The 12,734-nt window shown below is 31.4% G+C and carries 12 protein-coding genes; 4 read left to right on the forward strand and 8 right to left on the reverse strand.

What is annotated here, in order from left to right; all coding sequences use genetic code 11:
• Positions 1-101 precede the first annotated feature (101 nt).
• Complete coding sequence (gene ilvA / locus B7R65_RS02095; protein ID WP_088041088.1) at positions 102-1,361, reverse strand: threonine ammonia-lyase IlvA; 1,260 nt, start codon at positions 1,359-1,361, stop codon at positions 102-104.
• A gap of 215 nt (positions 1,362-1,576) precedes the next feature.
• Here ilvA and B7R65_RS02100 point away from each other — a divergent pair, with 215 nt between their 5' ends.
• Complete coding sequence (locus B7R65_RS02100; RefSeq protein ID WP_088041089.1) at positions 1,577-2,458, forward strand: 5'-3' exonuclease; 882 nt, start codon at positions 1,577-1,579, stop codon at positions 2,456-2,458.
• 198 nt (positions 2,459-2,656) lie between these two features.
• Here B7R65_RS02100 and B7R65_RS02105 read toward each other — a convergent pair whose 3' ends face one another.
• Entirely contained in the window at positions 2,657-3,382 is a 726-nt protein-coding gene (locus B7R65_RS02105) for a MurR/RpiR family transcriptional regulator (protein WP_088041090.1), read from the reverse strand.
• Positions 3,383-3,647: 265 nt separating this feature from the next.
• Here B7R65_RS02105 and B7R65_RS02110 point away from each other — a divergent pair, with 265 nt between their 5' ends.
• The gene (locus B7R65_RS02110; protein WP_088041091.1) at positions 3,648-5,084 is read left to right on the forward strand and encodes a glycoside hydrolase family 1 protein; all 1,437 of its coding nucleotides are present in this window, start codon (positions 3,648-3,650) and stop codon (positions 5,082-5,084) included.
• 296 nt (positions 5,085-5,380) lie between these two features.
• Entirely contained in the window at positions 5,381-6,109 is a 729-nt protein-coding gene (locus tag B7R65_RS02115; RefSeq protein WP_088041092.1) for a hypothetical protein, read from the forward strand.
• Between the two features lie 571 nt (positions 6,110-6,680).
• Here the strand turns inward: B7R65_RS02115 and B7R65_RS02125 are convergent.
• From B7R65_RS02125 to B7R65_RS02140, 5 genes are all read right to left on the reverse strand, one after another.
• Positions 6,681-7,463: an SGNH/GDSL hydrolase family protein gene (locus B7R65_RS02125; RefSeq protein ID WP_179194738.1), complete on the reverse strand. Its 783-nt coding sequence runs from the start codon at positions 7,461-7,463 to the stop codon at positions 6,681-6,683.
• Positions 7,464-7,702: 239 nt separating this feature from the next.
• The gene (locus B7R65_RS02130; protein WP_088041095.1) at positions 7,703-8,089 is read right to left on the reverse strand and encodes a DUF1259 domain-containing protein; all 387 of its coding nucleotides are present in this window, start codon (positions 8,087-8,089) and stop codon (positions 7,703-7,705) included.
• Between the two features lie 294 nt (positions 8,090-8,383).
• Positions 8,384-8,737: a barstar family protein gene (locus tag B7R65_RS02135; RefSeq protein WP_373419536.1), complete on the reverse strand. Its 354-nt coding sequence runs from the start codon at positions 8,735-8,737 to the stop codon at positions 8,384-8,386.
• A gap of 58 nt (positions 8,738-8,795) precedes the next feature.
• Positions 8,796-8,951 carry a hypothetical protein gene (locus B7R65_RS21195; RefSeq protein WP_179194739.1) on the reverse strand — a complete coding sequence of 52 codons (156 nt, stop codon included), beginning with the start codon at positions 8,949-8,951 and terminating at the stop codon, positions 8,796-8,798.
• Positions 8,952-9,256: 305 nt separating this feature from the next.
• The gene (locus B7R65_RS02140; RefSeq protein ID WP_088041096.1) at positions 9,257-10,711 is read right to left on the reverse strand and encodes an NAD(P)/FAD-dependent oxidoreductase; all 1,455 of its coding nucleotides are present in this window, start codon (positions 10,709-10,711) and stop codon (positions 9,257-9,259) included.
• A 374-nt stretch (positions 10,712-11,085) separates the two neighbouring features.
• On the opposite strand from B7R65_RS02140, the gene B7R65_RS02145 reads away from it, so the two are divergent.
• Positions 11,086-11,508, forward strand: a complete 423-nt coding sequence (locus B7R65_RS02145) for a hypothetical protein (protein ID WP_088041097.1) — start codon at positions 11,086-11,088, stop codon at positions 11,506-11,508.
• 87 nt (positions 11,509-11,595) lie between these two features.
• Here the strand turns inward: B7R65_RS02145 and B7R65_RS02150 are convergent, their stop codons facing one another.
• A complete protein-coding gene (locus B7R65_RS02150; protein WP_088041098.1) occupies positions 11,596-12,732 on the reverse strand; it encodes an aminotransferase class I/II-fold pyridoxal phosphate-dependent enzyme in 1,137 nt (378 codons plus the stop codon).
• Positions 12,733-12,734 lie beyond the last annotated feature (2 nt).

The raw sequence follows: 12,734 nt of genomic DNA on the forward strand, positions 1-12,734 counted from the left end.
CTACAGAGAGAGCTATAGGACTGTTGAGATCCCACAAAAGCATAAAAAAGAAGTAAAATAAAAAATCTGAATGGAATCCATTCAGATCTAATGTGTTGATTTTAAATTAATAAATTATATAAAGTTGGGTTATTATTAATTTCCATAAATTGTATACCATAACAGTTCATGCGATCGATAAGTGCTTCGTAATCAGATTTATCAGCTAATTCAATTCCAACTAATGCTGGTCCATTATCTTTATTATTTTTTTTTGTATATTCAAATCTTGTAATATCATCATTAGGGCCTAATACTTGATCTAGAAATTCTCGTAATGCTCCTGATCGTTGTGGAAAGTTTATAATAAAATAATGCTTTAATCCTTCATGTATTAATGAACGCTCTTTTATTTCTTGTAGTCGATCGATATCGTTATTTCCGCCACTTAAGATACAAACAATATTTTTACCTTTAATTTCGTCTTTAAACAATTCAAGTGCAGCAACTGATAGAGCACCTGCAGGTTCAGCAATAATTGCATTTTTATTATAAAGCTCCAAGATTGTTGTACATATTTCACCTTCTGGTACTGAAACAACTTGATCCAATACTTCCCGACAAATTTCATACGTCAAGTAACCTACTTGTAGTACTGCAGCACCGTCAACAAACTTTTCGATAGTAGGCAATTTAACAACTTTTCCATTTGTTATCGACTCTGCCATTGAAGCAGCACCTAGTGGTTCAACACCAATAACTTTTGTTGATGCACTTATTCCTTTTATGTAAGTTCCTACTCCAGCACTTAATCCACCGCCACCAATTGCAACAAATAAATAATCAACCGGACGATCAATTTCGTTTAATATTTCAACTGCGACTGTTCCCTGTCCAGCAATTACATCTAAATCATCAAATGGATGTATAAAAGTCATATCGTTCTCATTACAATAGAATTGAGCTTTTTCACTTGCAATATCAAATGTATCACCAATTAAAATTACTTCAACAAATTGTCCACCAAAAAATTTCACTTGAGAAACCTTCTGATTAGGAGTTGTAGTCGGCATAAAAATTTTGGCATATACGTGCAATTGATTACAAGTGTACGCTACCCCTTGTGCATGATTTCCTGCACTTGCACATACTACCCCTTTTTGCCTTTGTTCATAATTCAAATTACTAATCTTGTAATAAGCCCCTCTTAATTTAAATGAACGAATAATTTGTAAATCCTCACGCTTCAAAAATACATTACAATCATATTTTTCACTTAGCATTGTACTTATTTGCAAAGGAGTTTTATTCGTTACTTCTTTTAACGTATTGTAAGCAACTAAAATATCTTCTATTTTTACGGTACTTTTTAGTTTTTCCATTTCGAAATCGATCCTTTGCGTTTTATTTATTGCTCAAATTTATATAACTTTCATTATAGTAAAACTTTAGGAATAAATAAACAGAAAATTCAATATATTTTTTATCATTTTTCATTAAAACTTTATTTTCGATAAAATAGTAGCCTAGTTATCATTTTTTAATAGATATGCTATGATTCTTATATTAAATATTAATTATTAGGTGGATAAAAAATATGGATAATCATGCTTTATTATTAATAGATGGTTTTAACTTATTAAGTAGAGGCTATTTTGCTACTTCATATGGTAGAAGTGATGATCAACTTTCAAAAACAAAAGATGGCGTATATATAAATGCGTTAAGAGTCTTTTTACCAAAGCTCTTTAGTTTAATTCGAGAACATGAAATCACACATGTTGCGATTACTTGGGATGTTAAAAGAGAAGAAACTGATCGAAGAAATAAATATGATTTTTATAAAGCTACACGTGGAGAGCTACCTACCCCATTAATCGAACAATTCTTTACATTAAAAACAGTATTAGAAGAAATAGGTATTGCTCAGTTAGAAATGGCCCCTTATGAAGCTGATGATTTAATGGGTACTTTATCAAATAACTGGAGTAATACTATCCAAAATAAATGTTTTATTTACAGCAATGATAGAGACTTACTTCAATTAATAAATGAACATACATCACAAATTATTGCACAAAAAACAGGAGAACTAATTTACTCCATGGAGCATTTTAATAATGATTACGGAATTCACCCTAAACAGTGGGTCGATGTAAAAGCATTATTAGGTGATTCAAGTGATAATATTCCAGGTTGTCCAGGAGTTGGTGAAAAATCAGCAATTCCATTAATTCAACAATATCGTTCAGTTGAAGAATTATATGAAAATATGGAAAATCTAGATCCGAAATTTAATCGATATAAAAAGAAACTAGAAGCAGGTAAAGATTCTACCTTTATAAGTAAAGAATTATCAGCTATTACAATCGATATTCCACATTTTGAAGACTATACTTTCGAAGAATTAAAATTAAATGTGAATGAAGAAATACTAACTCTTAAACTTGAAGAATTAGAGATACGAATTAAACGATAAGATATTATTGTTATAAACGCATCTAATTAAATTCCCTTTAATTATATTTATAAACTTACAGGATATACAAACATGATTAATTAGAAATAAAAAAAGATTCTTTCTATGGAAGAATCTTTTTTTATTCAAATTAAACATAGGTTAATCGAATTTTGATCGCTTTCTTAAATAAAAAACTATTTTGAAATAAATAATGACCTATTGATTAAGCCTATATATTTCACGAGCTAAAGATTCAATAATATAAATGACTGGTACTTGAGTAGTAATATTTGCTTCTTCAAAATATTCCTCTGTTACATAATATGGAATGTTTAAATCAGATATTTTTGCGATTGTAGATAACTTATTATTCGTTATACTAATTATTTTACTGCCCTCTTGTTTCAATAAATTAAGATGATTTACTGTGAAATTATTCTCTCCAGAAACAGATAAAGCTATAGTTACACTATTGTACCTAAGTTTTGAATGGATCGGAAAATGTGGGTCTTTAATATAAAGTGAAAATTTACCTAAGCTCGAAAAATATCTTGCTCCATATTCAGCAAGTATGCCTGAGCTTCCAATTCCAATAAAAATAACATTTTCTGATTGATTAATTTGAATAGCTGCTTCTTTTATTTTTTCGTCTATATCACCACTTAATGTCCGCTCAAAAAACTCAACAACCGAGTGATGTGAGCTTTTAATAATCGTCCTCTTCTTTTCTTCTAAAACCATTTTAAGTTTGACTTTAAATTCGGAAAAACCCTCACAATTTAGTTTTCTACAAAAACGTAAAATCGTTGCTGTTGATACATGAGTTTCATCTGCTAGTTCACGAATTCGCATGTATGCGACTTTTTCCATGTTTTGAGAAATATAATTGTATAAAGAAATCTCTAATTCATTGAAAGAAGCGATTATTTCGTTTGAAAACATAAATGTATGTTTCTCCTTCTATTATTAATTCATATTTTTTAGTTTTATTGCTCTACCTCATTATTTTAACATAATTACTAACCAAGTAACACAGCGTTTCATACATGAAACAAGTGTCTTTCATTGTTATTTAAAACTAGATTCTGTACTTTTATTTACTAACTTGCTTAATGCCGCTATTATTCCTTTGTAGACTAGAATTTAAATGATAAATAAAATGAAAAAACAGACTGTAAATACTACTAACAAAACAGGAGGCAATGATATGAAACAGTTTAAATTTCCTGAAGGTTTTTTATGGGGTGGTGCAACCGCTGCGAATCAAATGGAAGGCGGTTTCTATGAAGGTAATAAGGGATTAAATATTGCTGATGTTCTTCCAGGGGGAAAAGAAAGACTTACTATTTTACAAACTCCTGGCTTCAATTTTGAAATCGATTTAAATAAATACAGTTATCCAAACCATGAAGGAATCGACTTTTATCACCGTTACAAAGAAGATATTGCGCTGTTTGCAGAGATGGGTTTTAAAGTTTTTCGTATGTCTATTGCTTGGACAAGAATCTTTCCAAATGGAAATGAATTAGAAGCGAGCGTTGAAGGTTTGGCCTTCTATGATCGAGTATTTGATGAGTTACTCAAATATGGTATCGAACCAGTAGTAACAATTTCACACTATGAAATGCCTGTAAATCTTGTAAAAGACTATGGTGGTTGGAGAAATCGAGAAGTTGTTACTTTCTTTGAAAAATACGTCAATGCGATCTTCAATCGATATAAAAACAAAGTGAAATATTGGATGACTTTCAATGAGATTAATAGTGGTTTAATAATGCCTATAATGGGCCTTGGTTTCTCTATTCAAAAAGAAGAAGACAAATACCAGCCTACATTCCAAGCTTTCCATCATCAATTTGTTGCAAGTAGTATTGCAGTAAAGGCTTGTCACAAAATCATACCAGATGCTCAAATTGGATGTATGATTTTATATGCACCAGTTTATTCATATGATTCCAATCCTAAAAACGTAATGTATGCCCTTCAAGAAGAACGCTTTTTTAACTACTTTTGTGCAGATGTTCAAGTAAGAGGTGAGTATCCTGCATTTATTAATCGTTTTTTCAAAGAACATCATATTGAGATTGAAATGCAAGACGGGGACCTAGAATTAATTAAAGAAGGAACAGTAGATTATATTGGCATTAGTTATTACATGTCGAGAACGGAGAAAAAAGATAAATCAGATTTAGAAAACTCACAAGGGAATCTCATTGGAGGAGTTAAAAATCCTTTTCTTAAAGCAAGTGATTGGGGATGGGAAATCGACCCTGAAGGATTAAGAATCAGCTTAAATCAATTATATGACCGCTATCAAGTTCCATTATTCGTTGTTGAAAACGGCTTAGGAGCTTATGACGAGGTAGAAGCAGATGGATCAATTAATGATTATTATCGAATCGATTATCTCCGTGAACACATTAAAGCGATGGGTGAATCGATTGAAGATGGGGTTGAATTGATGGGTTATACTAGCTGGGGGTGCATAGATTTAGTAAGCGCATCTTCAGGTGAGTTCTCTAAACGTTACGGTTTCATTTATGTTGATAAACATGACGACGGGAGCGGTACATTGGATCGGAAAAAGAAAGAGTCATTCTTCTGGTATAAAAACGTTATCGCTTCAAACGGTGAAAAACTATAGACCAAATAAGCAAAAGATGAATTTATAATACCTTTCAAGTATTCACTTGGTCGGTAAAATAGTTATAAAAAAAGGAACTTCAATACATGCGAAGTTCCTTTTTTTATATTCAAGTGACACTTATTTTAGCTAAAAAAATACTTTTTTAATTCATTGTTTTTTTACTTAGTGAGGAATATATATTAGTATCAAATCTCTTTCTGACTTGAAGACAGCTCGTCCAAATAAACCTACGTTCCCCCTTCTGTTTTTCTTGCATAAAATATCTTATTAAAAATAAAGAAGGAGTTACATTTATGGGATTATTTATAAATAAAAATGACCATCCAGATGTTTATAATAATATTGAAAAAATTCAAGCACCCAATCAGAGTTTTGTTCGCCATAATTACCTATCAGAGCTATTAGACGAGCAACAAAAAGCTAACAACGCACTAGCTGAGTCAATCGCTGAACTTAAACCACAATATGAGCAATTAGAAGAAATTCAAACTAGTCAGTGGAAAGATGTAAAAAACCAGATAAATGATCTCAGAGTTAGCAACCTCCATCGCGATTCTATGGATAGCATGATCATTCAGCGCTTAGAAGCATTAGATGAAAATGAAAATCGATTAAAAAAATCAATTATTGACCATATGAATACTCAAAATGAAGCCTATCAAAATATGCTCTCACGACTGGAAAAAAATGAAGCTTCATTCGAACAACTCACTTTGCAAATGAATCAACAGCTAGATCTCCAAAAAGAAGTAGCTGATAAATTGCTAAAGCAGGAGGAATTCCAAACTGGGGTACTAAATCGATTAGACAATCAAGAAGCGCTTACTGAAAAAATCTCCCGTCAACTCAACAATATTCGTTCAATCCTTTTTGAACGAACAAACTTTATCGTAACAAAACTAGAAGATAGTTATAACCTAACTTCTGCTTACGTTTATAAGCTTATAAATAAATCCGAACAACCAAACTTTTCCACTGTGTTGAATAATAAAAAGAACAAAAATCAGAAACAAACCGACTAAAACTTTTTTCAATCATAAAATAAGGGGCTTTTCTGTAAGTTTGTTGTTGTTAAAAGATTTTTTATCAGCATAAATTGTAAAATATAATACTAATTATCAAGCAAAAGAAACCCTTGTTTTACTATTCAAGGGTTTCTTTACTGTTCTAGTTCAATGGAATTTTTATAAAGTAACATAGTTAAGTAGAAATAAACCTAAAAAAATGGAAATAAGGAAACCAACTTTTTGAATTCTAGTCCTCTTTAATAACCATTCCCACCTTTTTCTTTCATAATCAAACATCAAATAATCAATTGCACTAAGAATTAAAACTGCTAATACGAACCTTGTACTACTTGACATGGAAACGCTACTTATTAATCCAATCTATTAAATGAACTATTTCTTCATCGATCTCTAAATTCATTGTTCAACAATTCTACTAGATATTAAAAAAACGAGGAGTTATAGCTCCTCAAAATTTTCAATTTACTAATTTGTTTGCTCAATTAAGAATAATTCATTGTTCGATGGTCCTTATTTATCATTGCAAATCCAATTGAAAATTTTTTATTCTACCCATACCCTACACCTACAAATCTAATGCTTTTAACTCTCCAATTACTACTTCTGAAATACGTTCATAACCAATTTTACTTGGATGAATTCCATCTTTTAAATAAAAAGCACCATTGATTTTATTCCATCCAACCATCGAATTTAGATCAATACAGGGTAGCGCATAAAATGCTGCTACTTCCTTAATTGTTTTTGCATAATCAGATGTTAATAGCCCTGCTTTGTTTTTTTGTTCATATCTACCATTGTGATGTCTAGGTATAGGTGTCATAAGAATAATCCTACAATACGGTACCCTTGTTTGTATTTTTTCGATCATTGAACACAAACCACCGATAAACGTAGTTTCATCAAAATTAGGATTTTCGTTCGTTGGTAATCCTTTACCTATTGCAATATTTGTTCCATAATCATTTGTACCACCCATTATCGTTACTATTTGGGTATCGAGAGGAATCATAGCGTCTATCCTCTGAATATTACACATACTAGAATAAATTTCAATGGTCCCTATAGGTTGGGTTTGACGTGGTGGTCTTGCTTTAAAATTTCCATTTACATCAATCCATGCTATTGAACCATTTTCTGCTATTGTTGTTCCACCAATTCCTCTTTTAATATGGAATAAACCTAATTCAGTAGCTACCTCTGGTTGCCATCCGTTAGTGGCTGTTATACTATCTCCATAACTAACCCATTTTGTAGCTCTTTTCTTTGCCACTAATTTAACTTTTAGTTGATTAATTCTTATTAACATGGAAGCATAAAGTCGTTTTATATTCCAAGCTACTCCCACCCTGTAATCCCCCTTTTTTGTAAATTTTCTACAAAACGGGACAGCTTTAATCCTTTTAGTACATTCAAACATCCGAAGACATGGTAATATGATCTATTACATTTTATATTTCAAATTATGTATATTACATTTTTTCTGATAATATTATCTAAAATTTTACAAAAACCTTTACTAATCATGCTGTATTCAATTTTTATTTAACAAAAAAAGGACTGTTTTACCAGTCCTTTTGGTATTCATCAGTCCTTTAACGCTCTTCTGACTTTCTTCGCAAATACTAATGGATCATCAACAGATTCGATATTAACATAAATCAGATTCGGACTATCAAACAGCCATTCATTGTGTATGGATGACACTAATATACCTTGTTTTAGAATTGAAGCAACAAAATTTTCTACTTCTTTTTGTAAGAGAGCTACCCTCCCTAAGCACAGTGCCTGCTTATTCAACTTATCTCTTGATTCAAATGAAAAAGAAGAGGTTACTGCGAATCGTTTTCCTAAAATGATTGCTTGTAACTCATTTCGATTAATTGTTGCCACACATTTTCCGCCAGCAAATCCCTCTTGCCCACCGATAATTCTAGCAAACTCGCGACAGATTAATTCATCATTCGACTTCATTTATTCATCTCCTTTCTAGTATTACTATGGTATGAATAAATGAATAGTTCGGAAACGGATATGCTTCTTATTAGCATAAAAGATTACATTGAATAATTATCACGGTACATCAAGTTACTACAAAAATAGAAGTACTAGTTCACATATGAGAAGGCATCTCAAAATTAACATTAGAAACAAAAAACCAATCTACTGAATTTTTCAGAGATCGGCTTTTTCCTGTAAAGTTTATGTAAACATTTATTTAATAGTGATGGAAGTTCATATTACAAATTTCCCTAAACTATAATTATGTTAGTTTAAAAGGAAGTCACATTTCCAATCAGGGAATTCGCGATTATGATCGATAAGACATTCCTTCATTATACTTGAGTCTTCAGGTAATTTGCTCTCCAATTCAGACCAACCAACAAATACTAGTTTTTTAGGTAACTCAACTGATCCTGTAATGGTATCCCAAAAAGCATCCCAATTCTCACCATAATGATCTGGAAAATTCAGTTTTTCTTTCAAAATTAAATGCAATTCTTTATCAGTTTTTATTTTAGATACATCAATTATTACTTTAGATGTGTCTTTTTCTTCTTTATTTAAAATAATATATAGTACAAACACGAATATAAAAAATCCAAGCATATAAACTGACATTATTTTTCCCCTTAATACAGTTCAAAAATTTAGCTTTAAAAAACTGTTAGGTTAAATTTCAAATTACAATATTTTTTATGTACAGAATTCCGTACAATATTGCACTACTAATTACAACTAACAATCCAACCATTGCAAAACCATATATAAAACCTTTTCCCATCGAAATTAAATCTAACAACATATTTTTAAGTGTTCCAAGTATCTTGTACAAGACTTCATCTCCTTAATATAAACAGGTATTATTATTTTACCATAAAATACCATTTTTTTAACTAAAAAAATATTAATACTGTTTAATCGTCCATATACTATTTATAGATAATTCAAAATTAAAAAGTATCTTGATTACAGCTAATACATTAAGCAATATGTTAAAAAATAGCCTGCAACTATAATTACAATGAAACAATATCTTGATTGAACAATAAGTTAGAAAATTAAGCCTAAAAAACCTCTAATGCCCAAACAGCATTAGAGGTTTTTTATTTTTTCTTATATAATTCAAGCTTTAGGATGTTAAACAGTTACTAGTTCCTTTTCTTTTATACTTGTTTTAGAAACGATATCTCTAGCGATCCAAACACCACATGCACTTGCTTGAGCAAGACCACGTGTGATTCCAGCTCCATCTCCACCTAAGTATAATCCAGAAATTTCACTTTCAAAGTGTTCATTTAATTTCGGACGAGCTGAGTAGAATTTAGCTTCCACCCCGTAAAATAATGTATGTTCTGCTGCGATACCTGGAGTAACTTCATTTAATGCTTCAACCATTTCGATTAAACTTTTCATCGTGTTATATGGCAAAACTAAACCTAAATCGCCAGGAACTGCTTCTTTTAAAGTTGGCTCTAAAAATCCTTCTTTAATTCGTTTTTCTGTTGAACGACGGCCTTTCAAAATATCTCCGTATTTTTGAACAATTACGCCACCATGTGAAAGCATATTTGCAAGACGTGATACTTCGTGTGCATATTCATTTGGTTTATCAAATGGCTCTGAGAATTGGTGTGATACTAATAACGCAAAGTTTGTATTAGGACTGCCTAACTTCGGATCCTTATATGCGTGTCCATTAGCTGTCATAATACCAGAATGGTTTTCAACTACAACATGACCAGAAGGATTACTACAGAATGTTCTGACTTTCGTTCCCACACTTGTATTAAATACAAACTTTCCTTCATATAAGTGCTTATTTATTTCTTCCATTACGACATTAGAAGTTTCAACACGTACACCAATATCAACTTGGTTTGTTGTCATTTTCAAACGGCGCTTTTTCATTATTTCAGTTAACCATTTAGATCCATCACGACCAGGTACGATTACTATCTTATCAGCGTGAATTTCTTCACCATTCTTTAATTTAATTCCTTTTACAACATGGTTACCTTCAACTTTTTCCGTGATTAAATCTTCTACTTCTGTTTTGTATTTCATATCTATTTTAGTTTTCAAATACTCATAAATACTTTTTAGTATTTCTAAGTTTTGTTCAGTTCCTAAGTGACGAACTTGAGCACGTAATAATTTTAATCCCGCTGCATATCCACGGCGTTCGATATCTCTAACTTCTTCTGTTAAAGGATCTGTAATAGATTCAGTCGCTCCGTGTTTTAAATTAATTTCATCTACATATTTTATTAAGTCAATTACATCTGAGTCTGGTAAGTAATCCGTCATCCAACCACCAAATTCACTAGTGATGTTAAACTTACCATCTGAATAAGCTCCAGCACCACCAAATCCATTTGTAATTGAACAAGCTGGTAAACAGCCAGAAAAATCTTTTTTCCCTGCCGCTGGTGGACATTTTTCAATCTTCTTCTGTAAAATTGGACAATGTCTCGCGAATATATCATGTCCTTTATCAACAAGTAAAACTTTCGCATTTGGCATTTTTAAAGTTAGTTCATAACAAGTAAATACTCCTGCAGGTCCTGCTCCAACTACTACTACATCATACATATATTAATACCCCCAAATAAGGTTTCGTTTTATATTCAGATCAACCTAAAATAGAATACCATCTATACGATGTGGTTTCAAGTAAAAATACGAACATTTTCGATTTATTTTTTAAATATCATTCGGTAATTTATGAAATAAAGCCTTTTCAAAAAAACAAATACTCAAACTTAATCTTTTTTATCCAATTTTAGACAATTCAAATATAAATAAATGAAATATGATTAAAATATACCTTTAATAAGTTCATTCAGAATGATTACAAATGAAATACAAATTTAAACTGAGATTTAGAGACATATTGACTTCAAATTGAATAATTATATGAATAACAGAGTTGATATCAGAATTATTACAAATGGAGTGGGTAAAAGATGCGGGAAGAAATTTCACAGGAAAAGGAAGGTAAAAATCAAATAGACAAAGCTGACTTAGAAAATGACGAATTGCAATTAAGTCTTGAAAGGCAAATTGTTGCTGCTACATGGGTTAAAACTATTGCACAAGTATATGAAGCTTACACATTATCAAAACTATATAAAGTTGATAAAGACCCCTTCATTCAAGGAAAACAAGACATTCTTTCTGGGATATGGATTGGTACAGTAGGACAAATTTCAGTAGCAATAAACGTATCAAAACAGCTATTCACTTCAGATAAGAATGATTTAATTGATTTACAAAGAAAAATTGTTCTTTCTGATTCGATCCAAATAGTCGGAAATGCACTAGCCCTAATAGGCGCATCAGAGGTCATTCAAGAGTCAATTGGCGACGGAGAACTTTTCCTTTCATAATTAAAGTTTTATAAGGTAAAAATACTTAATAATCACCCTATAAGTAGACTGTTTAATGTCCACTTATAGGGTGATTATTTCACGATTTCATAATGATAAGGCTTTTTGGAAACTAGAAATCAGGTCTTCAATATCTTCTAACCCAACAGAAACTCTAATTAATGTATCTTTTACACCTAATCTTTCACGTACATCTTTAGGGATTGCTGCATGTGACATTTTTACAGGATAAGAAACAATTGTTTCCACACCACCAAGTGAAACTGCAACTGCGACATTTTCAACTGATTGAAGGAAACGAGTCGTTTGTTCGAGTGTTTTTAATGTAAATGAAAGTACCGCTCCTCCACCTGTTGCTTGATCAAAATGAACTGAGTGGCCTGGATGATTTTTTAGCCCTGGATAATATACTTCCTCAACTTCTTCTTGCTCCTGAAGCCATCCAGCTAATTTTGTAGCAGTTTGCTCGTAAACATCCATTCGCACCTTTAATGTCTTTAATCCCCTTAGCGTAAGCCAACAATCTTGTGGTCCTAAAATTGCTCCAAATGAATTTTGAATTGTATAAAGGTCTTTAGCGAGTTCTTCAGATTTGACTACTGCCAAGCCTCCAATTACATCACTATGTCCTGCTATAAATTTTGTAGCACTATGAACAACAATATCCGCACCTAAATCGAGTGGTTTTTGAAAATATGGCGATAAAAAACTATTATCAACTATTACGATTACATCATTCATTTTCGCAATTTTTATAGCACCATTCAAATCAGTTATTTTTAGCAAAGGATTTGACGGTGTTTCTAAATAAAGGCCCTTTGTATTTAACTTCAAAGCTGATTCGATTGCTTGAAGATTCGATGCATCGACAAACGTAAATTCGATACCAAATCGATTTAATACTTTCGTTGCAATTCGGAAAGTGCCACCATAGACATCCTCGCAAATAATAATATGATCGCCAGCAGAAAATAAAGATAATACAGAAGAAATTGCTGCCATCCCAGATGAAAATGCAAATCCTTTTACTCCATTTTCTAATTGTGCAATTGTATTTTCTAACGCCTCTCTTGTTGGGTTCCCACTTCTCGCATAATCATATTTCCCGAACTTTTCAATATCAAATTGATGGAATGTTGATGTTTGGTAAATAGGAATACTTAATGAACCAGTTGTTGGATCAATTTCATTTCCATTATGAATTAATTTTGTGCCAAATTTCATAT

The organism is Bacillus sp. EAC, assembly GCF_002156875.1.
Lineage (GTDB): Bacteria > Bacillota > Bacilli > Bacillales > Bacillaceae_G > Gottfriedia.